Raw genomic sequence first — 25,644 nt, forward strand, 5'->3', positions numbered from 1 at the left:
ATCCTGCGCCTTTTACTTCAACTGTTAGCTTTTATTGCAGGCGACCATGGCACTGCTTGTATTTTTTACCAGAACCGCACGGGCAAGGATCGTTACGTCCTACTTTGCGTTCACCGGTTTGCGCCGCCAGTGCAGCTGCGGCTGCAGAGTCGTCATCCTGATGGCTAAGCTGCTGCATTTGCGCTAAACGCTCGGTTTCCATACGACGCTGTTGTTCCAGCTCCTCAACCTCTTCAGGCATACGTACCTGAACTTTGCTCAGCGTACTGATAACTTCATATTTCAACGACTCCAGCATCGCTGCAAACATGGAGAACGATTCACGTTTGTATTCCTGCTTCGGATCTTTCTGTGCATAGCCACGCAGGTGGATACCCTGACGCAGATAGTCCATCGCTGCCAGGTGCTCTTTCCACAGGGAGTCAAGCGTTTGCAGCATGACGCCTTTCTCGAAGTGACGCATCATCTCAGCACCAACCACTTCTTCTTTACGCTGATACACTTCGATGGACTGCGCCAGAATGCGCTCACGCAGCGTCTCTTCATGCAGTTCGGGTTCTTTATCCAGCCACTCAGCAATTGGTAAATCGAGGTCGAAATCGTTCTTCAGACGTTCCTGCAGCCCCGGAATATCCCACATTTCTTCCAGCGACTGTGGCGGAATGTAGGCATCAATGGTGGCTTTGAACACATCTTCACGAATGCTGTTGATGGTTTCGCTCACATCGCTGACATCCAGCAGTTCGTTACGCTGGGAGTAAATGGCGCGACGCTGATCGTTAGCCACGTCATCATATTCCAGCAGTTGCTTACGAATGTCGAAGTTACGACTTTCAACTTTACGCTGGGCGTTGGCAATCGCTTTAGTCACCCACGGGTGTTCAATGGCTTCGCCTGGCTTCATACCCAGTTTACGCATCATTCCGGATACTCGGTCGGAAGCAAAAATACGCATCAGCGCATCTTCCATCGACAGGTAGAAACGGGAAGAACCAGCATCCCCCTGACGACCAGAACGACCGCGCAACTGGTTATCGATACGACGGGATTCGTGACGCTCGGTACCGATGATATGCAGGCCACCTGCCGCCAGTACTGCGTCGTGACGCACCTGCCAGTCGGCTTTGATTTTCTCAATTTGCTCTGCGGTCGGGTTTTCCAGCGCGGCAACTTCTGCCTGCCAGCTACCACCGAGCACAATGTCAGTACCACGACCCGCCATGTTGGTCGCGATAGTCACCGCTGCCGGATAACCTGCCTGAGCAACAATCGCCGCCTCGTTGGCGTGGAATTTGGCGTTCAGGACGTTGTGTTTGATACCGGCTTTAGTCAGCTCGTTTGACACCAGCTCCGATTTTTCAATGGAAATAGTACCCACCAGCACCGGCTGGCCTTTCGCAGTACGTTCTTTGATATCTTCGATAATTGCCTGAATTTTTTCCGCTTCAGTCATGTAGACCAGGTCCGGCAAATCTTTACGAATCATTGGACGGTTGGTCGGAACAACGACGGTATCCAGCTTGTAGATTGAGCTAAATTCGAAAGCTTCGGTATCAGCAGTACCAGTCATCCCCGCCAGTTTTTCATACAGACGGAAGTAGTTCTGGAAGGTGATCGAAGCCAGCGTTTGGTTTTCGTTCTGGATCTGCACACCTTCTTTCGCTTCCACAGCCTGGTGCAGACCATCGGACCAGCGACGGCCCTGCATGGTACGACCGGTGTGTTCGTCAACGATGATAACTTCACCATCTTTAACGATGTAGTCGACGTCGCGGGTAAACAGCGCATGAGCGCGCAGTGCCGCCGTTACGTGGTGCATCAGCATTATGTTGGCCGGAGAGTACAGAGACTCACCTTCATCCATGATGCCTTCTTTCACCAGCAGTTCTTCAATCAAGACCAGACCACGTTCGGTCAGGTTCACCTGGCGAGATTTTTCGTCCACCGAGAAGTGGCCTTCGCCCTGGAAGGTTTCGGAGTCTTCTTTTTCCTGACGGATCAGGTGCGGAATAATTTTATTCACGCGTTTATACATTTCCGAGCTGTCTTCTGCCGGGCCGGAAATGATCAGCGGTGTACGCGCTTCATCGATCAGGATGGAGTCCACTTCATCCACCAGCGCATAGTGCAGTTTACGCTGTACACGTTCTTCAGGGCTGAACGCCATGTTGTCGCGCAGGTAGTCAAAGCCGTATTCGTTGTTCGTACCGTAAGTGATGTCAGCTGCGTAAGCTTCGCGCTTTGCCGGTGCTGGCATGCCCGGCAGGTTGATACCGACAGTCAGGCCAAGGAATTCAAACAGCGGACGGTTGTTTTCGGCGTCACGTTGCGCCAGGTAGTCGTTGACGGTAACTACATGCACGCCTTTACCGGTTAGTGCGTTCAGGTAAGCAGGCAGCGTTGCGGTCAGGGTTTTACCTTCACCAGTACGCATTTCCGCGATGCAACGTTCATTAAGAACCATACCGCCGAGCAACTGTACATCGAAGTGACGCATACCAAAGACGCGCTTACTTGCTTCACGCACGACTGCGAAGGCTTCCGGGATCAGATTTTCCAGCACTTCGCCTTTTTCCAGGCGCGCGCGAAACTCTGCGGTTTTTCCCTTCAACTCTTCGTCGGAGAGTTTTTCCATCTCCGGTTCCATGGCATTGATGACATTGACGACTTTGCGCATCCGGCGCAGGGTACGATCGTTACGACTACCGAAAACTTTAGTTAATAATTTGATTAGCATAATAAAATCTCAAACGCCCCGCGTTGCGGAGTTAATAAAATGAAGTAAAGGTTTATTGTTGTTAGCTGAAGCGTTGAGGGCCTGCACGGATGCCTTGCGCCAGGCTTATCCAGACGGGCGTGCTAAATGTTGTTTGCGGGGTAAAATGCGCATAATCAATGCGATAATCATTTTCAGACGGCGTGCCTTCCTGAGTCAGCAGCGCGCTGAGCGTATCCAGTAAAGCAAGATGTTGCGCCTGAAGAGGCAAAGATTCTTCGGCAACGGGCAGCGTTTGCGGCGCCATTGCGAAGGAAAGATGACGGATTACCGTGCGAATTGCGTGCTGATGCCAGTAATCAACGGAATAGTTTGAGTTCGGGCGACGCGTGTTCGCTTCCAGCAATGCCAACTGACTAAAGTTAACTTTGGCGGAAGGCTCGTGGTTGCGAGTTGTCGCTTTTGCAGGCGCGTTCGGCTCGGCGGCATTGCTGAGCGCAGGCAAACCTAAACTCGCCGCGACCATCCCTAATAAGAGATGCGGCCAGAAGTAGCGTTTACCAAACTGTCGCCAGCGCGTCAGTATTCCACTCACGTTATTGCCATCCCGATCGTATTCAAACGTATTTAGCGCACAAATCTTATCATTAAAGCCCGAAGTCCACAGCAGGAATGAAGATGAGTTGTGCGTAAAAGTGCTTAAGAAAACAGCGTTCGCACCGTTTCTTATCGCTCTTATAAAATTCAAAAAAAAACGACTGGTTCACCTGGCCGGAGAGAGTGCCAGATTTGCCAGTCGAATTTTATACGACAGTATAAATGTCGTTATGCCAGTACTGCTGAAGGCGCTTTGAAGGCCAACGGCAGTTCTGCGTCGTCCTGGAAGGTCACATATTCCCAGGCTTCCTGTTTTGCCAGGACAGCCTGCAACAATTTGTTATTCAGTGCATGACCGGATTTATAAGCGGTAAATGCACCAATAATGTTGTGACCGCACATGAACAAGTCACCGATCGCGTCGAGCATTTTGTGACGCACAAATTCGTCTTCAAAACGCAGACCGTCCTCGTTCAGTACGCGATAATCGTCAACAACGATGGCACAATCGAAACTGCCGCCCAGGCACAAACCTCGAGACTGCAGGTATTCGATATCACGCATGAAACCGAACGTACGCGCACGGCTGATCTGGCGCATAAATGCATCAGCAGAGAAGTTCATCGCATAACGTTGATTGCTGGAATCGATAGCCGGATGGTTGAAATCGATGGTGAAATCCAGCGAAAAACCATTGTACGGCTTAAATTCAGCCCACTTATCGCCATCTTCGACACGAACAGTCTCTTTGATGCGAACAAATTTCTTGGCGCAGTTCAGCTCGTCGATACCAGCATCAAGCAGCAGGTAAACAAACGGAGCGGCACTACCGTCCATGATCGGGATTTCCGGTGCGTTAACTTCGATAACGATGTTATCGATGCCTAAGCCCGCAAGCGCAGCATTCAGGTGCTCAACGGTTGAAATCCGTACATCATGCTCGTTGACCAGACACGTACAGAGCATGGTATCACGCACAGATTTGGCATCGGCCGGAAAATCTACCGGTGGATTCAAGTCGGTGCGACGATAGATGACCCCGGTGTTGGCCGGCGCAGGGCGTAACGTCAGAGTGACTTTCTTGCCGGTATGTAAACCGACACCCGTCGCCTGAACGATACGTTTAAGTGTCCTTTGTTTGATCATCGTATTATCTCGCCAAATTACCTATCCAACCGAAGTGTACTATACATTCGGCAGGCCAGTTTAGCACAAAGAGCCTGGTAACCCAAATTCCAGCTTAATCTTAGTCAGCTTGCTTACGCAGGAAAGCAGGGATATCCAGATAATCCGGCTCTTTCGCGGTTTGCGGCGTATTGTCGTTCACCACTTTAGCTACCGGTTTCTGCTCTTGCGTCAGCGGTGCCATACCATGCTGCTGGTAACGATCCATCACTGGCTGCTGAACTTGTTTATTGGTCACCAGAGTGATTTCAGGACGTTTGTCCATGCCGATACCTGTTGCAACCACGGTTACACGCAGTTCGTCGTTCATATCCGGGTCAAGAGAAGTACCGATAACCACAGTTGCGTTATCCGAAGCAAATGCACGGATGGTGTTACCTACGGTTTCGAACTCATCCAGACGCAGGTCGAAGCCCGCTGTGATGTTAACCAGCACGCCGCGCGCACCAGACAGGTCGATGTCTTCCAGCAGCGGAGAAGAGATAGCCATTTCAGCCGCTTCTTCCGCACGATCTTCACCGCTCGCCACGCCAGAACCCATCATTGCGTAGCCCATTTCAGACATCACGGTACGTACGTCTGCAAAGTCCACGTTCATCAGACCCGGACGAGTAATCAGTTCGGCGATACCCTGAACTGCGCCTTTCAGCACATCGTTCGCGGCGCCAAACGCATCAAGCAGGGAGATACCACGCCCCAGCACTTTCAGCAGTTTGTCGTTCGGGATGGTGATCAATGAGTCCACATGCTTGGACAATTCAGTGATCCCCTGCTCCGCGAAGGCCATACGCTTCTTGCCTTCAAAGTTGAAAGGCTTAGTCACGACAGCAACGGTCAGGATACCCAAATCTTTTGCCACTTCAGCAACGACCGGCGCAGCACCTGTACCAGTACCACCCCCCATACCTGCTGCAATAAATACCATGTCTGCACCTTCCAGCGCCGCACGCAGTGCATCGCGATCCTCATCAGCCGCATTACGGCCAACTTCTGGATTAGCGCCAGCTCCCAGTCCTTTGGTGATACCACTACCGATCTGAATCGTCTGCCCAACCGCCGTTTTACGCAGCGCCTGTGCATCGGTATTTACCGCGAAAAATTCAACACCTTCAATGCGCTCACGCACCATGTGCTCAACAGCATTACCGCCGCCGCCGCCGACGCCGATGACTTTAATCACCGCGTCGTTGGTAAGTTCCATTGGTTCAAACATAGTTTCTCTCCGATATGTGCCTGTCGCCTGAGGCCGTAATCACCGTCGACCTCATAAAAATTAAAACTCTTTTCGCAGCCAACTATTGAGTCGCTTGATCCACGAGCCAACTGATGCTGTAACACGTTTTTCTACTTCCGCTTCACCGTTAAGATGTGACTCTTTCCCGTAGTGAAGCAATCCCACAGCCGTCGAGTAATACGGCTCCTGAGCATAATCAGTTAAACCGGTGATATTCAGCGGCGCGCCAATACGCACCTGCGTATGAAACACGCGCTGAGCGCAGGCGGCAAGTCCTTCGATCTGCGCCGCGCCACCGGTTAATACAATGCCCGCCGCCAGGTGATGTTTCACGCCTTGTTGGCGAAGCTTTTCCTGCAGCTGCAATATCTCTTCGTTGACCAGGTTGAGCAACTCGGTATACCGTGGCTCAATCACCTCCGCCAGCGTCTGACGTTGCAGACTACGCGGTGGTCGCCCACCTACGCTCGGCACTTCCACGCTCTCATCTTTACCGACGATGGAACCCAACGCGCAGCCATGGCGAACTTTAATCGCTTCGGCGTCGCTTGGCGGCGTGCCAAAGGCATAGGCGATATCACTGGTCACCACATTGCCAGCATAAGGAATTACCTTGGTGTGGCGCAATGCCCCACCGGTATAAACGGCGATATCCATTGTACCACCACCGATATCGACGACGCAGACTCCCAATTCACGTTCGTCTTCCGTCAATACCGAATAACTTGATGCCAGTCCGGCAAATATCAGTTGGTCAACTTTCAGCCCACAACGTTCAACCGCTTTGACGATGTTTTTCGCCATATCGTTGTGACATGTGATCAGGTGCACTTTTGCCTGCATTCGTACGCCCGAAAGTCCTACCGGATTTTTGATCCCTTCCTGATAATCAATGGCATACTCTTGCGGGATCACATGCAGCACACGATGCTCATCGCGCACACGCACCGATTTCGCGGTATGGACGACGTTTTCCACATCTTCTTGCGTCACTTCTTCTTCAGAAATGGGCACCATACCAATTTCATTCTGGCAGCTGATGTGCTTACCAGAAAGCGCCAGGTATACCGAAGAGATCTGGCAATCAGCCATCAATTCTGCCTGGTCAATAGCGCGTTGTACGCATTTGACCACAGATTCGAGGTCGTTAACCCCGCCTTTATCCATACCACGTGACGGGCAGCTGCCCACACCAATGATATTGACCATACCGTCGGGCAGAACTTCCCCTACTAAAGCGGCAACCTTCGCGGTGCCGATCTCCAGTCCTACTACCAGTTTTCTGTCCGTCGCCTTGATCATTGTTGTTCTGCCTGTGCCTGATTTTGTTGCTGAGTAGATTCCTCCGGCGGCAAGGGCGCCCAGCCAACTGCCGCTCCAGAGTCATAACGCAAATCAACGTAGCTAATCCGTTTGCCATCGGTTTGCGCCTGCTGCTGTAAAACCGGATAAAGTTCTACAAAGCGAGCCAAACGTTTCATCGTATCGCCCCGGCCAAGGTTGAGCTTAATATCGTTATTCAGCGTCAACTGCCAGGAACGCCGCGCGGTCATTGCCGCTTCCTTCAGAGTAAATCTGTCCTTTGCCAGCATTTGCCCCATTTCGCGATAACCTTGCAGCACTTCATTGGCGCTGCCTTCCGGGCCATACAACATCGGGAGCACCTGCTTGCTGGTGCGATCTGGCGGCACGCTGAAGGTGTTTCCTTCGGCGTCTACCATATGTTGATCATTCCACCGCGCAATCGGCACATATTCAACCAGATGAATCTTCAATTCATCAGGCCACTGCTTTCTGACGCTCACCTGCTTAATCCACGGCAGGCGTTGTTCAATTTGCGTCTGGATGATGTTGACATCCTGAGTCATAAAAGTACCCGGCTCACCCAATGCCAGGATCGACTGCCGGATATCGTCATTACGCGTGTAATGGCGTTCACCGGTCAACACCAGCTTTGAGAGCGGCAGGCGTTGCGCATCTTCCATCCAGCCCAACACGACCCAGCCGCTCACCAACACAGTCGTTAAAACCGTCAGCAGGAAAAGTATCCCCGCCAGACGCGTTCCATTATTGCGGTGAGAAGAAATTTCTTCTTCACTGTTTCGCGTGTTCAGAGCAGCCTGCGACATATTAGTCCGCCAGTTCCAGAATTCGTACTACCAACTGCGAGAAGCTTAAGCCTGCCTGACGTGCCGCCATCGGCACCAGACTGTGGCTGGTCATACCCGGAGAGGTATTGGCTTCCAGCAGATAAAACTGTCCATCGCTGTCCAGCATGACGTCAATACGCCCCCATCCTTTACAACCTAAAGTCGTCCATGCTTTCAGCACTAATGCCTGCAAATTGGCCTCTTGTGCCGCTTCTAAACCTGCGGGGCAGAAATACTGTGTCTCATCAGAGAGATACTTCGCCTCATAATCATAGAAGGTTCCGGCGGGTTGAATACGTATTGACGGTAAAATTTCTTCACCGAGTATCGCAACCGTGAACTCCGGCCCACTTAACCATTTTTCAATCAATACTTCTTCATCGTGCTGAAATGCCAATCTTAATGCATCTTGTAGAGCATTTTCTGCTACTACTTTTGACATTCCCACGCTGGAACCTTCGCGGCTCGGCTTAACGATTAATGGTAAACCCAGGGCAGAAATTTCGGCTAACTGCTTATCGTTAAGGCCTTTTTCAAACTCTGCGCGGGTTAACGCCACCCACGGAGCGACCGGTAAACCGGCACCTTGCCACAGCAGTTTGCTGCGTAGTTTATCCATTGAAAGCGCAGATGCCATCACTCCGCTGCCGGTATAAGGCAGTCCCATCAGCTCAAGCATCCCCTGCAATGTGCCGTCTTCACCGCCGCGCCCGTGCAGAGCGATAAATACTTTCTGAAATCCCATCGATTTCAGTTGCGTCACGTCAACTTCTTTCGGGTCAACAGGATGTGCATCGACGCCGCCTTCGCGCAGCCCGGCTAACACAGCAGCGCCAGAATTCAGAGAAACTTCCCGCTCTGCGGAGGTTCCGCCCAACAGAACCGCGATTTTATCAGTCATGTTGTTCTTCCTCCGGAGTTTGCGGCTTCAGTTTGATTTCAGCTAAAGAACGGGCAATTTTTCCAATATTACCCGCACCCTGCACGAGAATCAGGTCGTTACCGGTTAATACTGGTGCTAACATCTCGGCTACCTGCGCCGGATCTGGCACCAGAATAGGATCAATTTTCCCACGTCCACGAATCGTGCGGCACAGCGAACGGCTATCCGCTCCCGGAATCGGTGCTTCACCTGCCGGATAAACTTCCAGCATCAACAGGGTATCAACCTGAGTCAGTACATTGGCAAAATCGTCATACAGGTCGCGAGTACGGGTAAAACGGTGCGGCTGAAACAGCATTACCAGGTTTTTATCCGGCCAGCCTGCACGAGCCGCCTTTATGGTGGCGTCCACTTCGGTCGGATGGTGACCGTAGTCATCAACCAGCATTGCTGTACCGCTTTTACCGTTGACCGGCTCCAGCGGGAATTCACCGAGGAAATCGAAGCGACGACCGGTTCCCTGGAAGCTCTCCAGCGCACGCAGAATAGCATCGTCGTCAATCCCCTCTTCCGTAGCAACCGCAACCGCAGCCGCCGCGTTCAGCGCATTATGACGACCAGGCGCGTTCAGGGTAACGCGCATCGGCTCTTTGTCCTGGCGCAGCAGCGTAAAATGCCCCTGCGGGCCAATCTGCTGGTAATCTTCTACACGCACATCGGCATCTTCGCTGAAGCCGTAAGTCGTGATCTGACGCCCCACGCGCGGTAACAATTCGCGGATCACCGGATCGTCAACACACATTACCGCACGACCGTAAAACGGCAGGTTGTGCAGAAAATTAATAAAGGTCTGTTTTAAATTCTCAAAGTCGCCCTGGTAGGTATCCATATGGTCGGCTTCGATATTGGTGACAATCGCCACCATGGGTTGCAGATGCAGGAACGATGCATCGCTCTCATCTGCTTCGGCAATCAGGTAGCGGCCATGCCCTAAACGCGCATGAACGCCAGCCGCTTTTACCAGCCCACCGTTAACGAAAGTTGGATCGAGACCCGCTTCCGCATAGATGCTGGAAACCATCGCGGTGGTTGTCGTTTTGCCATGCGTTCCGGCAATGGCGATGCCATGACGAAAACGCATTAACTCAGCCAGCATTTCCGCGCGACGGATCACCGGAATACGCGCTTCATGAGCGGCAACAATCTCAGGGTTGTCGGCAGAAATTGCACTGGAAACAACGACCACGCTGGCGTCGCGCACGTTTTCCGGGCGATGGTTGAAGTAAATAGTCGCTCCCAGGTTCATTAACTGCTGCGTAACCGGATTTGGCGCTAAATCTGAACCACTGATCTGATACCCTTCATTGGCCAGAACTTCGGCAATACCGCCCATACCGGCACCACCGATGCCGACAAAGTGAATGTGCCGAACGCGACGCATTTCGGGCACGATGTAACGCAGTTTTGCCAATTGTTGTGTATTCATTCTTTACGCCATTAACTTCTCAAATTCATGCGATGCAAAAGGCATCGCCACAATTACGCCCGGGCAGCCCGGCTCACTTCATTTGCCACTCGCTCGGTGGCATCCGGTATGGATGCAGCACGGGCGCGTTCTGCCATGGTTAATAAGGTTTCTCGCGACCACCCGGCCAGGGTGTTGGCGACAGCATCCACGGTAAGCTGTGGCTGCTCGATAATTTTGGCTGCGCCCGCTTTTTCCAGCGGTAACGCATTCCAGTATTGCTGGCGGTCTTTATGCTGAAACGGCACAAACAATGCTGGTAACCCCGCCGCAGCGATTTCACTCACCGTCAACGCACCGGAGCGGCAAACGACGACATCCGCCCACGCATACGCCGCTGCCATATCATCAATAAATTCCGTCACTTTATGCTGCGGTTGCCCCGCTTCGGCATACGCCTGTTCAACGGATTGTTGCGAACCTTTGCCACTCTGATGCCAGATAGTGACTGAATCGCCCAGCTTTGCTGCAACCAGCGGCATTGTCTGGTTAAGAATGCGTGCGCCCTGAGAACCACCCACTACCAACACACGAACCGGACCTTCACGTCCAGCCAGACGTTGCTGCGGCAACGGCAGCGCCAGCACATCGGTACGAACAGGATTACCCACCACTTCCGCATTAGGGAAAGCGCCTGGAAACGCCTGCATCACTTTGGTCGCAATCTTCGCCAGCCATTTATTGGTTAAGCCCGCAATACCGTTTTGTTCATGAAGTACGACCGGAATACCTAACGACCACGCTGCCAGACCTCCTGGGCCTGAAACGTAGCCGCCCATACCGAGCACCACGTCAGGTTTATACGCTTTCATAATCGCCCGCGCCTGACGCCAGGCGTTAAAGATACGCAACGGAGCTGCGAGTAACGCTTTAATACCCTTGCCGCGCAAACCAGAGATACGAATAAAGTCGATCTCGATACCGTGCTTCGGCACTAAGTCCGCTTCCATACGATCGGCAGTACCCAGCCAGCGAACTTGCCACCCCTGGGTCATTAAATGATGCGCAACCGCAAGCCCCGGGAACACATGTCCGCCAGTACCGCCTGCCATCACCATTAATCGCTTCCCTTGACCACTCATCGTGAACCTCGTACAAACGCCTGCGCTTTCTCCAGACGCGTTTCATAATCAATACGCAACAGCATCATGATGGCTGTCGACATAATCAGTAAGCTCGAACCACCGTAACTGATGAGCGGCAATGTCAAACCTTTGGTCGGTAACATCCCCGCCGCAGCGCCGACGTTAACCAGCGCCTGGAAACTAAACCAGATGCCAATTGAACAGGCGAGAAAACCGGAAAAACGATGGTCAATTTCTAACGCTTTACGACCAATCGACATCGCGCGAAAAGCGACGAAGAATACCATTAAAAGCGCCAGCACCACACCGATATACCCCAGTTCTTCGCCGATAATGGCGAAAATAAAGTCAGTGTGCGCTTCCGGCAGATACTCCAGTTTTTGTACCGAGTTACCTAAACCTTGTCCCCACAGTTCGCCGCGACCAAACGCCATCAGCGATTGCGTCAGCTGATAGCCGCTGCCGAAAGGATCTTCCCACGGGTTCCAGAATGCGGTAACACGACGAATACGGTACGGTTCGGCGAGGATCAGCAACACAACCGCTGAAATCCCCATGCCAATAATGGCGATGAACTGCCACAATTTCGCCCCAGCCAGGAACAGCATCGCCAGCGTAGTCACAAACAACACCACCACCGTACCAAGGTCAGGCTGTGCCAGCAGCAACACGGCCAACACCAGAATCACGCCCATCGGTTTCAGGAAGCCGCGCAGGTTGTTACGCACTTCATCGCCTTTGCGCACCAGATAGTTGGCGATATAGCAAAACAGCGACAGCTTGGTCAGTTCAGCTGGCTGGATACGCAGCAAGCCAAGATCGATCCAACGCGATGCCCCTTTAACCGAGCTACCCACCACCAGCACGATCATCAACAGGATGATTGATCCGAGCAGCATCGTAGCACTGTAGCGTTGCCAGAACTCCATCGGCAGACGCAGCGTAATGATCGCCAGAATGAACGCCAGGATCAGATAGACGCCATCACGCTTCGCGAAGAAGAACGGATCGTTGGTTAAGCGTTGCCCTATGGGCATTGACGCCGAGGTCACCATGATAAAGCCAATCGCCGCGAGGCCGAAGGTCAGCCACAGCAAGGTGCGATCGTACATGATCAGGCTGTCGGTATCTTTTTCCCGCGAGCCCATCACCCAGCCCTTTAGCGCCGTGGAGATCCAGACCAGGATACTGAATCCTGGCAGGCGCGGCATTTTCAGGCGAGGGAGAGATAAACGCATCAACCTAACTCCTTCGCCAGACGGGCAAACTCATTGCCTCGTTGTTCAAAGTTCTTGAACTGATCAAGGCTGGCACAGGCCGGGGAGAGCAGAACCATATCTCCCGGCTGAACACGCGGAGCCAGCAAGCGCATCGCCTGTTCCATAGTTTCGGTTTGCTCTGCCACTTCCGGGCGTAACGCCGCCAACTGTGCGCCATCACGACCGAAACAATACAGACGCACGTTATCGCCATTCAGATAGCGCGCCAGTGGGCTGAAGTCTGCCGATTTACCATCGCCGCCCAGCAACAAATGCAGCGTGCCGTCTACGTGCAGGCCATTCAGCGCCGCTTCGGTACTGCCGACATTGGTCGCTTTCGAATCGTTAATCCAGCGCACACCGTTATGCTCCAGCACCACTTCAAAGCGATGCGGCAGACCGGTAAACGTGGTTAACGCTTTCAGGCTGCTGGCACGCGGTAAACCTGCGGCATCAGCCAGCGCCAGTGCTGCCAGCGCATTGGTGTAGTTATGCTGCCCGGAAAGTTTCATCTCTTTCACGTTCAACACTTTCTCGCCTTTCACCCGCAGCCAGGTTTCACCCTGCTGATGATTCAGGTGATAGTCACCCATATTGACGCCGAAGCTGACGCAACGTTCATCCGCACCGCGAATCGGCATCGTTAAGGCATCATCGGCATTAACCACGCAAACTTTTGCGTTTTCGTAAATACGCAGTTTTGCCGCACGATACTGCTGTAAACCAAATGGATAGCGATCCATATGATCTTCAGTCACGTTCAGAATCGTCGCCGCCACCGCCTGTAAGCTGGATGTCGTTTCCAGCTGGAAGCTTGACAGTTCCAGCACGTACAGCTCGCACTCAGCATCCAGCAGCATCAATGCTGGCAGGCCAATGTTGCCACCCACGCCAACGTTAACGCCTGCTGCTTTCGCCATTTCCCCCACTAAGGTGGTGACAGTGCTTTTGCCGTTAGAACCGGTGATCGCCACGACAGGCGCTTGTGCTTCGCGGCAGAACAGTTCGATATCGCCAACAATTTCAATTCCCGCATCGGCAGCGGCGCTTAAGGAAGGATGCGCCAGCGCAATACCGGGGCTGGCGACAATCAGATCTGCCGCCATCAGCCATTCATCATTGAGACCGCCAGTATGACGCTCCACCGCTTCGGGTAATTTATCCAGGCCTGGCGGTGTCATACGCGTATCCATTACGCGCGGCGTCACGCCGCGAGCAAGGAAAAAGTCCACGCAAGAAAGCCCGGTGAGGCCCAGGCCGATAATGACGACATTTTTACCCAGGTAATCAGCCATGATTAACGTACCTTCAGCGTTGCCAGACCAATCAGGACCAGCATCAGCGAAATAATCCAGAAACGTACAATGACGCGCGGTTCCGGCCAGCCTTTCAGTTCATAGTGGTGATGAATCGGCGCCATGCGGAAAATACGTTGCCCGCGCAGTTTAAAGGAGCCGACTTGCAAAATAACCGACAGGGTTTCGACGACAAACACGCCGCCCATAATCACCAGCAGGAATTCCTGACGCAGCAGTACGGCGATAATGCCCAACGCGCCGCCTAATGCCAGCGAACCTACGTCACCCATAAAGACCTGCGCCGGATAGGTGTTAAACCACAGGAATCCCAGCCCTGCCCCGACTATCGCGGTGCAGACAATGACCAGTTCCCCTGCATGTCGCAGATACGGTATGTGTAAATAGCTGGCAAAGTTCATGTTGCCGGTCGCCCACGCCACCAGCGCAAAACCACCAGCGACAAATACGGTCGGCATAATCGCCAGGCCATCAAGACCATCGGTCAGGTTTACCGCGTTACCGGTGCCGACAATAACGAAGTAGGCCAGCAGGATGTAGAACAAACCTAACTGCGGCATCACATCTTTAAAGAACGGTACAACCAGTTGCGTTGCTGGCGTGTCTTTCCCGGCAAGGTACAAAGCGAAAGCAACACCCAGCGCAATGACCGACATCCAGAAATACTTCCAACGTGCGATCAACCCTTTGGTGTCTTTACGCACGACTTTGCGATAGTCATCAACGAAGCCAATGATGCCGTAGCCGACCAGCACTACCAGTACGCACCAGACATACGGGTTAGACGGGTAAGCCCACAGCAGTACGGAGATCACAATCGCTGTCAGGATCATAATCCCGCCCATGGTCGGCGTACCGCGCTTGCTAAAGTGCGATTCCGGGCCATCGTTACGCACCACCTGACCAAAGGAGAGTTTTTGCAGATGAGCAATCATGCGCGGCCCCATCCACAATGAGATGAACAGCGCGGTCAGCAGGCTGACGATGGCGCGAAACGTCAGATAGGAAAAGACGTTAAAGCCGGAATAATATTTGACCAAATGTTCGGCCAGCCAAACTAACATGTCCCATTCTCCTGTAAAGCGCGTACTACCTCTTCCATGGCAGCACTACGTGAACCCTTAACTAAAACCGTAATTACCTGTTGCTCAGCAATCAGTGATTTAAGACGCGTAATTAACGCAGTTTTATCAGCAAAATGTTCGCCCACACCGCTGGCGGTACTAATAGCATGACTTTGTTTTCCCACGCTTAATACACGGTCAATACCGGCAGCTTTTGCCGCTTCGCCCACCTGTACATGGCAGGCTTCGCTTTCAGCCCCCAGTTCCGCCATATCGCCAACGACCAGTACACGGTAGCCCGGCATCTCAGCCAGAACCTGAACAGCGGCGGTCATGGAGCCGACGTTAGCGTTGTAGGAGTCGTCGAGCAGCAACTGGTTTTCCGCCAGTTGGATGGGGAACAAACGGCCAGGAACAGCCTGTAGATTTGCCAGCCCTGCTTTGATGGCATCAAGCGTTGCGCCCACGGACATGGAGAGCGCCGCAGCAGCCAATGCATTCGCAATATTGTGACGCCCCGGCAGCGGCAGCAGGACATCGACGCTACCCGTTGGAGTTTGCAGCGTAAATTCAGTACCGTGCGAGGTCACATGAATATTGGTGGCGGTAAAATCACTGTTGGCGGCATTGGGTGAGAAACGCCACACTTTGCGATAGCCAATCACGCTTTGCCAGTTCAGCCAGTCGTTGTTGTCGGCATTCATAATGGCGATACCGTTTTCCGGCAGGCCGGTAAAGATTTCGCCTTTCGCTTTTGCCACGCCCGCCAAAGAACCGAAGCCTTCCAGATGCGCCGCCGCCAGGTTGTTGACCAGCGCGGCTTCCGGGCGGGTCAGGCTTACTGTCCAGGCAATTTCGCCCTGATGGTTCGCACCAAGTTCAATGACTGCGTAGTCGTATTCTGGCGTTAAGCGCAGCAGCGTCATCGGCACGCCGATGTCATTGTTGAGGTTGCCAGCCGTATAAAGCGTCTTCCCGCACTGGCTTAAAATCGCCGCCGTCATCTCTTTCACAGAGGTTTTGCCGGAGGAACCGGTCAGAGCAACCACGCGCGCCGGAACTTGCTGGCGAACCCATGCAGCCAGTTCACCAAACGCCAGACGCGTATCCTTGACGATTAACTGTGGCAGCTCGATGTCCAGCGGACGGCTAACCAGCAGCGCGCCCGCGCCGCCAGCTTTCGCCTGGTCGGCAAAATCATGGGCATCGAAACGTTCGCCTTTCAGGGCAACAAACAGGCAGCCCGGCGTCAGTTTACGGGTGTCAGTCGTTACGGCATCAAGGGTGATATCTGCCCCTTGCAGTTCACCGTTGAGAATGTTCGCCAGTTGGCTAAGGGTTACGCTAATCATGCGATCACCCCCAGCAGACGCGCCACCGTGACACGATCGGAGTAGTCCAGACGCTGGTTGCCAACAATCTGGTAATCTTCATGGCCTTTGCCCGCGACCAGCACCACATCATTCTCTTTAGCCTGCATAACGGCGCAAGTCACCGCTTCAGCGCGGCCTTCCATCACTTTGGCATGTCCGGCATCTAACATTCCCGCCAGAATATCGTTGATGATGACGCGCGGTTCTTCGGTACGCGGGTTATCGTCCGTCACCACCGCCACGTCAGCAAACTCTTCGGCAATTGCGCCCATCAGTGGACGCTTGCCTTTATCACGATCGCCGCCGCAGCCGAAGACGCACCACAGCTTGCCCGCACAGTGCAGACGCGCCGCCTGTAAGGCTTTTTCCAACGCATCTGGCGTGTGAGCGTAATCCACCACCACCGTCGGTTTGCCTGGCGCAGTGAACACTTCCATACGTCCGCAAACCGGTTGCAGACGTGCGGCGGTTTTTAGCAGATCGGCCAGCGGATAACCCAGCGCCAGCAGTGTCGCCAGCGCCAGCATCAGGTTGCTGACGTTAAAAGCGCCCATCAGGCGACTTTCTATTTCGCCATCGCCCCAGCTTGAGGTGAAGCGGATAGTCGCACCGCTGTCGTGATAGTTCACATCGGTCACTTTCAGCCAACGGCCGTGACAGTTCGGATTGATATTGTCTTCCATCGACACCGCAACCGCGTCTGGTAGTTTTGCCAGCCAGCGGCGACCCACTTCATCATCAGCGTTAACAATCGCCTGACCGCAATGATGTTCAGAATAAAGCAACCATTTCGCGGCTTCGTAGTGTTCCATATCACCATGATAATCAAGGTGATCGCGGCTTAAGTTGGTAAAGACCGACGCCGCAAATTTCAATGCCGCCACACGGTGCTGTACCAGTCCGTGGGAGGAAACTTCCATCGCGCAAAAAGTCGCGCCCTGATCCACTAGCCCCGCCAGCTCATGCTGAACGTCAACTGCCGATCCGGTGGTATTTTCCGTCGGGATGACTTTCCCCAGCAGGCCGTTACCAACAGTGCCCATTACCGCGCTGGTTTCGCCAAGCAGTTGGCTCCACTGCGCCAGAAGCTGGGTAGTCGTGGTTTTGCCGTTGGTGCCCGTTACGCCCACGAGACGTAAATTGTCAGAGGGTTCATGGTAAAAGCGGCCCGCCAGTGCAGATAAACGCTCATTGAGCTGGCTGAGATAGATGACCGGTACGCCGTGCATTTCACGGATTTCACCGTCGGTCGCCTCATCTTTCGCCTCTGCAATAATGGCAGCCACACCTTGCGCTATCGCCTGCGGGATATATCGACGCCCGTCCGCCTGATGACCTACTACAGCTACAAAGAGATCGCCCGCCGCAGCCACACGGCTGTCGAGTGTCATCTCTCGCAGTGCTCGCGAAGGTGCGTCTGGCACCCACGGAGCAAGAAGGTCGCGCAAATTACGATCTGCCACCTGTCCCCTCGCCTTGATTAATCACAAATTCATTTTTATCACCCGTTGTCAGCGCATCCGGCTCGATGTTCATGGTGCGCAATACGCCGCCCATGATGGCACCAAAGACCGGCGCGGAAACGGCGCCGCCGTAGTATTTACCCGCCTGCGGATCGTTGATAACAACAACCAGCGCGAAGCGCGGCTGACTCGCAGGCGCAACGCCTGCGGTATAAGCAATATATTTATTGATGTAGCGACCGTCCGGCCCGACCTTTTTCGCAGTACCGGTTTTAATAGCGATACGATAGCCTTTAATCGCCGCCTTCACGCCGCCGCCGCCCGGTAGCGCCACGCTTTCCATCATATGCACCACGGTGCGGACAATGGATTCCGGGAAGACTCGTTCACCGGGAACCGGGGGGTCAACTTTGGTAATCGACAGCGGGCGATAAATGCCGTAGCTGCCGATAGTTGCGTAGACTCGCGCTAACTGTAACGGTGTTACCATTAGCCCGTAGCCGAAAGAGAAGGTGGCCCTCTCTATGTCAGACCACCGTTGTTTTTGAGGATATAAGCCACTGCGTTCTCCGACCAACCCCAAATTGGTCGCTTTTCCCAGTCCAAAACGTGAGTAAGTATCTACTAACGCTGAGGACGGCATCGCTAACGCCAGCTTGGAAACACCGACGTTACTCGACTTCTGTAATACCCCGGTCAGGGTTAATTCGCTGTAGCGCGCCACGTCTTTGATTTCGTGGCCGTTAATTCGATAAGGAACGGTATTCAGTACTGAGTTTTCTCGCACCACGCCGCGCTGCAACGCGGTCATCACCACCATCGGCTTGACGGTTGAACCTGGTTCAAAGACGTCGGTGATGGTACGGTTACGCATCGCCTCTTTTGGCGTGCCACTCAGATTGTTGGGGTTGTATGACGGGCTGTTAGCCATCGCCAGCACTTCGCCAGTGTTGACATCCACCAGCACGGCACTACCGGATTCCGCCTTGTTAAAGGCCACCGCGTTGTTCAGTTCGCGATAAACCAGCGCCTGCAGGCGTTCATCAATACTCAGCGCAAGGTTGTGCGCCGCCTGGCTGTCGGTAGAAGAAATATCTTCAATTACGCGACCGTAGCGGTCTTTACGCACAATACGTTCACCAGGTTGCCCGGTAAGCCATTTATCGAAACTCTTCTCGACGCCCTCAATCCCCTGGCTATCGACGTTGGTAAAGCCGATGAGGTGAGCGGTCACTTCGCCGGACGGATAGTAACGGCGAGACTCTTCACGCAGATGAATCCCCGGCAGTTTCAGTTTTTTGATGTAGTCCGCCATGTCAGGGTTTACCTGACGCGCCAGATAAATAAAGCGTCCTTTCGGGTTGGCGTTAATGCGGGCTGAGAGCTGATCCAGTGGAATGTTAAGCGCGTTAGCCAGCGCCTTCCAGCGGTCACCGACGCTGATACCGCCAGCGTCATGCACTTCTTTTGGGTCAGCCCAGATCGCTTTTACCGGCACACTTACCGCTAATGGGCGACCAGAGCGGTCAGTAATCATGCCGCGTGAGGTGGATACTTGTTGAACGCGAAGAGAACGCATGTCGCCCTCTTTCACCAACATATCCGGGGAGATAACCTGTAACCACGCTACGCGCCCGAGCAGAAAAGCCAGCGCCAGTAAAATACAGCCGCATAACAACGCAAAACGCCAACTGATAAAGTTGGCATGTTCTTCCTGACGTTTTGGTTTCTGCGTTTTCGCCGCTGCTTTCATGCGTCGCGTTTATCCTTATTTTTGCACTACGATATTTTCTTGTGATGGATCGACATGCTGCATTTGCAGCTTCTCCGTAGCGATCCTTTCCACCCGGCTATGGTCGCCGAGCGCGTTCTCTTCAAGAATCAGGTTGCGCCATTCAATGTCTAAAGCGTCTCGCTCCAGCACCAGTTGTTCGCGCTGAGCGGTCAGCAAACGGGTATGGTGTGCTGTGGTCACCACAGTCACCGCCGTCAAAATAATGCAAATGAACAGGCAGAGTGGCAGCTTCCCAAATCGCAAAAGATCGTCACCGATGACGCCAGGCAAGGCATGGCGTTCGTGGCTTCCCATCGATCCTTTAACTTTGCTTAGAGCTTCTGTCACTCTGCTGATCATGCGTTCGTCCTCTCTGCAATACGCAGAACTGAACTACGGGCACGAGGGTTCTCTGCCACCTCTTCTTCGCCCGGCATCAACTTGCCTAATGCTCGCAACTGACGGCCACCCAGTTTTTTGAGCTGCTCTTCAGTCATCGGTAATCCTGCCGGTACTTGCGGACCACGACTGTTTTCACGCATAAAGCGTTTCACAATACGGTCTTCCAGCGAATGAAAACTGATGATCGAAAGCCGCCCACCTGGCGCCAACACGTTGAGCGAGCTTTTTAGCGCCTGCTCTATCTCCTCCAGTTCACTGTTTACCCAGATGCGCACCGCCTGGAAGGTACGGGTCGCAGGATGTTTGAATTTGTCCTTCACCGGCGTTGCGGCAGCAACGACTTCCGCCAGTTCTTTGGTACGGGTCATCGGCTGTTCACGGTTACGCTCGACAATGGCGCGCGCAATGCGTTTAGCGAAACGCTCCTCGCCATACGTTTTTAATACCCAGGCGATATCGGCTTCTTCGGCAGTTTGTAGCCATTCAGCAGCGGATTGACCGCGCGTCGGATCCATACGCATGTCCAGCGGGCCATCGCGCATAAAGGAAAAACCGCGTTCAGCATCATCGAGTTGCGGTGAAGAGACGCCAAGATCGAGGAGAATGCCATCAATCTTGCCGATAAGATCACGCTCGGCGACGTATTCGCCCAGCGCGGAGAAAGGTCCATGTATGATGGAGAAGCGCGGATCATCAATAGTCTTCGCAACGGCAATAGCCTGCGGGTCGCGATCGATCGCCAGCAAACGCCCCTCTTCGCCAAGCTGCGAGAGGATCAGACGTGTGTGACCACCGCGACCAAAAGTTCCATCAATGTAGATACCGTCAGGACGGATATTGAGGCCATTTACGGCTTCATCCAACAGCACCGTAGTATGTTTATAGTTTTCCATCATTTTATAGAGACAAGTCCTGCAGCCGCTCCGATAAGTTTTCGGTAGCCAACTGTTCTGCGTCGATATCTTCCCTGACTTGTTGATGCCAGGTTGTTTCATCCCACAGCTCAAACTTATTGAACTGTCCAACCAACATCACTTCTTTTGTCAGCCCGGCATGTTGCCGCAGTACTGGCGCGATTAACAATCGACCTGCGCCATCCATCTGACATTCGCTGGCATGACCTAACAGAAGGCGCTGCACACGGCGCTCAACCGGGTTCATGCTCGACAGACGCGATAATTTTTGCTCGATAATTTCCCATTCAGGAAGGGGGTAAAGCAGCAGACATGGGTGATGAATGTCAATGGTACACACCATTTGACCGGCAGCGTTCCCGAGCAGCTCTTCCCGATAACGGGTGGGCACCGATAAGCGCCCTTTACTGTCGAGATTGACTAACGTTGCTCCCCGGAACATGCCAGTCTTCTCCCAATTACCACTTTATCCCACAAATTCCCACTAAAAGGAGTTTACGGAGCGGAGGAAAAGCTTGTCAAGCCAGGAACATTCCTTACCGAAGCAAAAAACCCGATGTTTACGACTAATATCTGCATTGTTTAAAAATCGCCCAACGAACGAAGCAAATTAACGTTATGAATAGTTGTAAGAAAAAATCCCACTCATCATTACCGTTTTAAAAACGACTTCTTTTTCCTTAATGAAAATATAAAGTGTCAGTTTGCGACGCGAGCGGCATTTTAGGACATATCGCCCCCGGATAACAGTCCCTGTTGCGCACGCGCCATGCCTGACGCCAGCGACTTTGCGTAAAAGATTAGAAAAGTGTTTGTTTAATCGGCAATTGCCGATTTGCATGTAACAAAATAATGCAATTGCAATCCATCGTTACGACTTAATTATCATTAAGCACATCGAATGAAGTTAATTGGTGAGATATTTAGAAGGTCTTATGGATAATAGTCAGGAATAGTCTTATTTACATAAAGGATATTGATGTCCAATTACGTACTCAATGCGCCAGCCGCAATCAACCAGCGCATCATTTTTTGTTTAACGTTTAGCTACGGCTGAGGACGCCGCGACGATAGAGATTTCGTTTGATGCGCGTTAAACCTGGTTTTGGCTTACGCGGCTCATCCAGACTCGCCAGGACAATCTCCAGCACGCGCTCTGCGACATCCCGATGACGCTGAGCCACTGCCAGCACAGGACATTGTAAGAAGTCGAGCAATTCGTTATCGCCAAAGGTGGCAATCGCCAGATCGGAAGGCAGTTTACCATCGCGGCGCAGCGTGACATCCATCACTCCCTGCAACAATGCAAAAGAGGTAGTGAACAGCGCCTGCGGCATCGGATGCGTTTCCAGCCATTTTTCGAATAACTGGGCAGCAGCTTCCCGCTCATAGCTATTGGCATAAAGGAAATGCACTTCGCGCGGATCATCTTTCCAGGCAGTACGGAAACCCTGCTCACGCAGGAAGCTGACAGAAAGCTCCGGCAGCGCGCCAAGATAAAGTACCGTTTCGGCCGGAAACTTACGTAACTCTTCCGCCAACATTTCAGCATCATCCTGGTCGGCACCAACCACGCTGGTGAAATGTTCACGATCGAGGGCGCGATCCAGCGCGACAATCGGGAACGGGTCATTAGCCCAGCGTTGATAGAAAGGATGCTCTGGCGGCAGCGAAGTCGAAACAATGATGGCATCGACCTGACGTTGTAAAAGATGCTCAATACAACGCATTTCGTTGTCTGGCTGATCTTCGGAACAAGCAATGAGTAGCTGATAACCGCGTTGACGCGCCTGGCGTTCAAGATAGTTAGCAATGCGGGTATAACTTGTGTTCTCAAGATCGGGGATAACAAGACCAATAGAACGTGTGCGTCCAGCACGAAGCCCAGCCGCCACGGCATTCGGGTGGTAATTGTGCTCACGCACCACTGCCATGACTTTCTCAACGGTTTTGTCGCTCACACGGTATTGCTTCGCTTTGCCGTTAATAACATAGCTTGCAGTGGTCCGCGACACTCCCGCCAGCCGAGCGATTTCATCCAGTTTCACAATTGCCCCTTGCGTAAAATGTAAAAACCATAACTATTGTAATGGTATGGATTAAATTCATTAACATCTAAGCGCAGAAAATTAACTGCGGCAACTGCTTTTATTCCAGGTTCCTACTAAATTCGCAAAAAAAGCCCAACGTGACTTATTGGGCTGCAAATTGCGCATTGAGATCATTCTCAACGCATTATTTTATCGCCGCGCGAAAGACCGACGACGCCAGAGCGGGCAACTTCAACAATTTTCGCCACATCGCGAATCGATGCTAAAAATGCATCGAGTTTATCGCTGGTGCCTGCCAGTTGAACGGTATAAAGCGAAGGCGTGACATCAATGATTTGCCCACGAAATATTTCCGTATTGCGTTTCACTTCGTCACGTCCATAGCCGCTGGCCTGAATTTTCACCAGCATAATCTCCCGCTCAACGTGCGCACCCTGCCCCAGCTCGCTCACGCGCAACACATCGACCAGCTTGTGTAATTGCTTTTCGATCTGCTCAAGCACTTTTTCATCGCCCACGGTCTGGATGGTCATACGCGATAATGTCGGATCGTCGGTTGGCGCAACGGTCAGGCTTTCAATGTTATAGCCACGCTGGGCAAAAAGGCCGATCACGCGGGATAACGCGCCTGATTCATTTTCGAGTAATACTGATAATATCCGGCGCATAATCAGGTTCTCTCCGTTTTGCTTAACCACATTTCATCCATTCCGCCCCCGCGAATCTGCATCGGATAAACGTGCTCACTGCCATCGACGGTGACATCAACAAATACCAGGCGATTATTTCGTACCTGTTCCAGCGCCTCGCCAAGTTTACTTTCCAGCTCATCCGGGCGCGAAATCTGGATACCAACATGACCATAGGCTTCTGCCAGGCGGACGAAATCTGGCAGAGATTGCATATAAGATTGTGAATGACGGCCGGAATAGATCATGTCCTGCCACTGTTTCACCATCCCCAGATAGCGGTTATTAAGATTCACCACCAGCACCGGAAGCTCGTATTGCAAGGCTGTAGACAGCTCCTGAATATTCATCTGAATACTGCCGTCGCCAGTAACGCAGACCACAGTTTCTTCCGGCAGCGCCATTTTGACGCCCAGTGCCGCAGGTAAACCAAAACCCATGGTGCCAAGGCCACCGGAGTTGATCCAGCGACGCGGTTTGTCGAAAGGATAATAAAGTGCGGCGAACATCTGGTGCTGCCCGACGTCGGACGTAACGTAAGCGTCCCCCTTCGTCAGTCGCCAGAGTGTCTCGATCACTGCCTGCGGTTTAATCTTTTCGCTCCGAGTGTCGTATTTAAGGCACTGGCGAGCGCGCCACTGTTCAATTTTCTGCCACCAATCACGGATTTCATCCAACGGTTGGTGAGCCGTTTCTTGTGCCAGCAACTCCAGCATTTGATCCAACACCAGCCGCGCATCGCCAACGATCGGGATGTCGGCGGTCACGGTTTTTGAGATAGAGGTTGGATCGATATCAATATGTAACACCGTCGCATTTGGGCAGTACTTTGCCAGATTGTTAGTAGTGCGATCATCAAAGCGTACGCCAACCGCAAAAATGACATCGGCATTATGCATTGTCATATTGGCTTCGTAAGTGCCGTGCATTCCCAGCATTCCCAGCGCCTGACGATGCGTTGCCGGAAACGCGCCTAATCCCATTAATGACGAGACGACAGGAAGATTAAGTTGCTCAATAATCTGTTTGAGTTGTTGATGGCAAGCCGCAGTCACTGCGCCACCGCCTACGTAAACGACCGGTTTTTTCGCCACAGCCAGCGTTTGTAGTGCACGTTTAATCTGCCCTTTATGACCCAACGTTGTCGGGTTATACGAGCGCATACTGACCGATTCCGGCCAGACGTAAGGTAATTTGTTCGCCGGATTAAGAATATCTTTCGGTAAATCAACCACCACCGGACCAGGACGCCCGCTTGCCGCCAGCCAGAAAGCCTTTTTCAGCACCTGCGGAATGTCTTCCGTTTGCTTAACCAGAAAACTGTGTTTAACCACCGGCCGGGAAATTCCCACCATGTCACACTCCTGAAAGGCATCGTAACCTATCAGCGAGGTTGCCACCTGCCCGGAAAGGATAACCAGCGGAATGGAGTCCATATAGGCGGTGGCGATACCGGTAATTGCGTTGGTGGCTCCAGGACCCGATGTCACCAGCACAACGCCCACTTCTCCGGTCGCGCGCGCCAGGCCATCGGCCATATGTACCGCTGCCTGCTCATGACGAACTAATACGTGATCAATACCGCCCACGGTATGCAATGCATCGTAAATATCAAGGACCGCGCCTCCGGGATAACCGAATACTTGCTTAACGCCCTGATCGATAAGCGATCGGACGACCATCTCGGCTCCAGACAACATCTCCATGGCTTGCCTCACTGTTTGGCGGAAAAAGTGTGTAAAACACATTAACCGTCCGATCTTGCTTAAGCAATTGACAAGCAGAGTCACAAGCGTGAAGAAATAAGAATAAACAGGAGGAAAGGAGAAAATAAACGATAAAATAATCCAGAATGGCGGACAGAATTGATAATAAATCGGTCAAATTCGACCAGTTACAGCAATTTCTCTATTTTTTCATTATTTCTAAAATCAGGGCAAACATGTATTCAGAATAAAATTCTA

Annotated in this window: 22 protein-coding genes; all 22 read right to left on the minus strand. The window is 52.6% G+C overall.

All coding sequences use genetic code 11. The annotated features are described in order from the left end of the window. Positions 1-31: 31 nt before the first annotated feature. On the minus strand, positions 32-2,737 hold the full coding sequence (gene secA / locus C3D30_RS13795; RefSeq protein WP_105286999.1) for a preprotein translocase subunit SecA: 2,706 nt from the start codon (positions 2,735-2,737) through the stop codon (positions 32-34). Between the two features lie 61 nt (positions 2,738-2,798). Next, the gene (gene secM, locus C3D30_RS13800; RefSeq protein WP_000014328.1) at positions 2,799-3,311 is read right to left on the minus strand and encodes a secA translation cis-regulator SecM; all 513 of its coding nucleotides are present in this window, start codon (positions 3,309-3,311) and stop codon (positions 2,799-2,801) included. 230 nt (positions 3,312-3,541) lie between these two features. Continuing rightward, positions 3,542-4,459 (minus strand): UDP-3-O-acyl-N-acetylglucosamine deacetylase, encoded by a 918-nt coding sequence (gene lpxC / locus C3D30_RS13805; RefSeq protein ID WP_000595482.1) that lies wholly within the window; start codon positions 4,457-4,459, stop codon positions 3,542-3,544. A gap of 100 nt (positions 4,460-4,559) precedes the next feature. Beyond that, complete coding sequence (gene ftsZ / locus C3D30_RS13810) at positions 4,560-5,711, minus strand: cell division protein FtsZ (RefSeq protein ID WP_000462777.1); 1,152 nt, start codon at positions 5,709-5,711, stop codon at positions 4,560-4,562. 60 nt (positions 5,712-5,771) lie between these two features. Then, the gene (gene ftsA / locus C3D30_RS13815) at positions 5,772-7,034 is read right to left on the minus strand and encodes a cell division protein FtsA (RefSeq protein ID WP_000588474.1); all 1,263 of its coding nucleotides are present in this window, start codon (positions 7,032-7,034) and stop codon (positions 5,772-5,774) included. Then, positions 7,031-7,861: a cell division protein FtsQ gene (gene ftsQ, locus C3D30_RS13820; protein WP_000075731.1), complete on the minus strand. Its 831-nt coding sequence runs from the start codon at positions 7,859-7,861 to the stop codon at positions 7,031-7,033. Before ftsQ ends, ftsA begins: the two co-directional genes overlap by 4 nt. A gap of 1 nt (position 7,862) precedes the next feature. Then, entirely contained in the window at positions 7,863-8,783 is a 921-nt protein-coding gene (ddlB, locus tag C3D30_RS13825) for a D-alanine--D-alanine ligase (protein ID WP_000130076.1), read from the minus strand. Then, on the minus strand, positions 8,776-10,251 hold the full coding sequence (gene murC / locus C3D30_RS13830) for a UDP-N-acetylmuramate--L-alanine ligase (protein ID WP_001096081.1): 1,476 nt from the start codon (positions 10,249-10,251) through the stop codon (positions 8,776-8,778). The genes ddlB and murC overlap by 8 nt, the downstream gene beginning before the upstream one ends. Positions 10,252-10,304: 53 nt before the next feature. Then, positions 10,305-11,372: an undecaprenyldiphospho-muramoylpentapeptide beta-N-acetylglucosaminyltransferase gene (murG, locus tag C3D30_RS13835; RefSeq protein WP_000016579.1), complete on the minus strand. Its 1,068-nt coding sequence runs from the start codon at positions 11,370-11,372 to the stop codon at positions 10,305-10,307. Next, entirely contained in the window at positions 11,369-12,613 is a 1,245-nt protein-coding gene (gene ftsW / locus C3D30_RS13840; protein ID WP_010345404.1) for a cell division protein FtsW, read from the minus strand. Before ftsW ends, murG begins: the two co-directional genes overlap by 4 nt. Continuing rightward, positions 12,613-13,929, minus strand: coding sequence for a UDP-N-acetylmuramoyl-L-alanine--D-glutamate ligase (gene murD, locus C3D30_RS13845; RefSeq protein WP_000796425.1), 1,317 nt, complete (start codon positions 13,927-13,929; stop codon positions 12,613-12,615). Before murD ends, ftsW begins: the two co-directional genes overlap by 1 nt. A gap of 2 nt (positions 13,930-13,931) precedes the next feature. Next, positions 13,932-15,014, minus strand: a complete 1,083-nt coding sequence (gene mraY, locus C3D30_RS13850; protein WP_000964122.1) for a phospho-N-acetylmuramoyl-pentapeptide-transferase — start codon at positions 15,012-15,014, stop codon at positions 13,932-13,934. After that, positions 15,008-16,366 (minus strand): UDP-N-acetylmuramoyl-tripeptide--D-alanyl-D-alanine ligase, encoded by a 1,359-nt coding sequence (murF, locus tag C3D30_RS13855; RefSeq protein WP_105287000.1) that lies wholly within the window; start codon positions 16,364-16,366, stop codon positions 15,008-15,010. The genes mraY and murF overlap by 7 nt, the downstream gene beginning before the upstream one ends. After that, complete coding sequence (gene murE / locus C3D30_RS13860) at positions 16,363-17,850, minus strand: UDP-N-acetylmuramoyl-L-alanyl-D-glutamate--2,6-diaminopimelate ligase (RefSeq protein WP_105287001.1); 1,488 nt, start codon at positions 17,848-17,850, stop codon at positions 16,363-16,365. Before murE ends, murF begins: the two co-directional genes overlap by 4 nt. Continuing rightward, positions 17,837-19,603: a peptidoglycan glycosyltransferase FtsI gene (ftsI, locus tag C3D30_RS13865; RefSeq protein ID WP_000642204.1), complete on the minus strand. Its 1,767-nt coding sequence runs from the start codon at positions 19,601-19,603 to the stop codon at positions 17,837-17,839. Before ftsI ends, murE begins: the two co-directional genes overlap by 14 nt. A 15-nt stretch (positions 19,604-19,618) precedes the next feature. Beyond that, positions 19,619-19,984: a cell division protein FtsL gene (gene ftsL, locus C3D30_RS13870; protein WP_000625658.1), complete on the minus strand. Its 366-nt coding sequence runs from the start codon at positions 19,982-19,984 to the stop codon at positions 19,619-19,621. Then, the gene (gene rsmH, locus C3D30_RS13875) at positions 19,981-20,922 is read right to left on the minus strand and encodes a 16S rRNA (cytosine(1402)-N(4))-methyltransferase RsmH (protein ID WP_105287002.1); all 942 of its coding nucleotides are present in this window, start codon (positions 20,920-20,922) and stop codon (positions 19,981-19,983) included. Before rsmH ends, ftsL begins: the two co-directional genes overlap by 4 nt. A 1-nt stretch (position 20,923) precedes the next feature. After that, positions 20,924-21,382: a division/cell wall cluster transcriptional repressor MraZ gene (gene mraZ, locus C3D30_RS13880; protein WP_000488288.1), complete on the minus strand. Its 459-nt coding sequence runs from the start codon at positions 21,380-21,382 to the stop codon at positions 20,924-20,926. Positions 21,383-21,983: 601 nt separating this feature from the next. After that, positions 21,984-22,988 carry a catabolite repressor/activator gene (cra, locus tag C3D30_RS13885; protein ID WP_000762401.1) on the minus strand — a complete coding sequence of 335 codons (1,005 nt, stop codon included), beginning with the start codon at positions 22,986-22,988 and terminating at the stop codon, positions 21,984-21,986. 81 nt (positions 22,989-23,069) lie between these two features. Beyond that, complete coding sequence (locus C3D30_RS20385; protein ID WP_123058462.1) at positions 23,070-23,156, minus strand: fruR/shl operon leader peptide; 87 nt, start codon at positions 23,154-23,156, stop codon at positions 23,070-23,072. A gap of 11 nt (positions 23,157-23,167) precedes the next feature. Beyond that, positions 23,168-23,659, minus strand: coding sequence for an acetolactate synthase small subunit (gene ilvN / locus C3D30_RS13890; protein WP_010355142.1), 492 nt, complete (start codon positions 23,657-23,659; stop codon positions 23,168-23,170). 2 nt (positions 23,660-23,661) lie between these two features. Then, positions 23,662-25,386, minus strand: coding sequence for an acetolactate synthase 3 large subunit (gene ilvI, locus C3D30_RS13895; protein ID WP_105287003.1), 1,725 nt, complete (start codon positions 25,384-25,386; stop codon positions 23,662-23,664). Positions 25,387-25,644: the final 258 nt, after the last annotated feature.

Source organism: Escherichia sp. MOD1-EC5433, assembly GCF_002966005.1.
Taxonomy (GTDB): Bacteria; Pseudomonadota; Gammaproteobacteria; order Enterobacterales; family Enterobacteriaceae; genus Escherichia; species Escherichia ruysiae.

Excerpts from the sequence above, each read along its gene's own strand:
- murD (WP_000796425.1), bottom strand. The coding sequence starts at position 13,929 with ATGGCTGATTACCTGGGTAAAAATGTCGTCATTATCGGCCTGGGCCTC.
- ftsZ (WP_000462777.1), bottom strand. The coding sequence starts at position 5,711 with ATGTTTGAACCAATGGAACTTACCAACGACGCGGTGATTAAAGTCATC.
- ftsQ (WP_000075731.1), bottom strand. The coding sequence starts at position 7,861 with ATGTCGCAGGCTGCTCTGAACACGCGAAACAGTGAAGAAGAAATTTCT.
- rsmH (WP_105287002.1), bottom strand. The coding sequence starts at position 20,922 with ATGATGGAAAACTATAAACATACTACGGTGCTGTTGGATGAAGCCGTA.
- ilvN (WP_010355142.1), bottom strand. The coding sequence starts at position 23,659 with ATGCGCCGGATATTATCAGTATTACTCGAAAATGAATCAGGCGCGTTA.
- ddlB (WP_000130076.1), bottom strand. The coding sequence starts at position 8,783 with ATGACTGATAAAATCGCGGTTCTGTTGGGCGGAACCTCCGCAGAGCGG.
- murG (WP_000016579.1), bottom strand. The coding sequence starts at position 11,372 with ATGAGTGGTCAAGGGAAGCGATTAATGGTGATGGCAGGCGGTACTGGC.
- mraY (WP_000964122.1), bottom strand. The coding sequence starts at position 15,014 with ATGTTAGTTTGGCTGGCCGAACATTTGGTCAAATATTATTCCGGCTTT.
- murF (WP_105287000.1), bottom strand. The coding sequence starts at position 16,366 with ATGATTAGCGTAACCCTTAGCCAACTGGCGAACATTCTCAACGGTGAA.
- lpxC (WP_000595482.1), bottom strand. The coding sequence starts at position 4,459 with ATGATCAAACAAAGGACACTTAAACGTATCGTTCAGGCGACGGGTGTC.
- C3D30_RS20385 (WP_123058462.1), bottom strand. The coding sequence starts at position 23,156 with ATGCGCAATTTGCAGCCCAATAAGTCACGTTGGGCTTTTTTTGCGAAT.
- ftsA (WP_000588474.1), bottom strand. The coding sequence starts at position 7,034 with ATGATCAAGGCGACGGACAGAAAACTGGTAGTAGGACTGGAGATCGGC.
- ilvI (WP_105287003.1), bottom strand. The coding sequence starts at position 25,386 with ATGGAGATGTTGTCTGGAGCCGAGATGGTCGTCCGATCGCTTATCGAT.
- ftsW (WP_010345404.1), bottom strand. The coding sequence starts at position 12,613 with ATGCGTTTATCTCTCCCTCGCCTGAAAATGCCGCGCCTGCCAGGATTC.
- secA (WP_105286999.1), bottom strand. The coding sequence starts at position 2,737 with ATGCTAATCAAATTATTAACTAAAGTTTTCGGTAGTCGTAACGATCGT.
- ftsI (WP_000642204.1), bottom strand. The coding sequence starts at position 19,603 with ATGAAAGCAGCGGCGAAAACGCAGAAACCAAAACGTCAGGAAGAACAT.
- murC (WP_001096081.1), bottom strand. The coding sequence starts at position 10,251 with ATGAATACACAACAATTGGCAAAACTGCGTTACATCGTGCCCGAAATG.
- mraZ (WP_000488288.1), bottom strand. The coding sequence starts at position 21,382 with ATGTTCCGGGGAGCAACGTTAGTCAATCTCGACAGTAAAGGGCGCTTA.
- ftsL (WP_000625658.1), bottom strand. The coding sequence starts at position 19,984 with ATGATCAGCAGAGTGACAGAAGCTCTAAGCAAAGTTAAAGGATCGATG.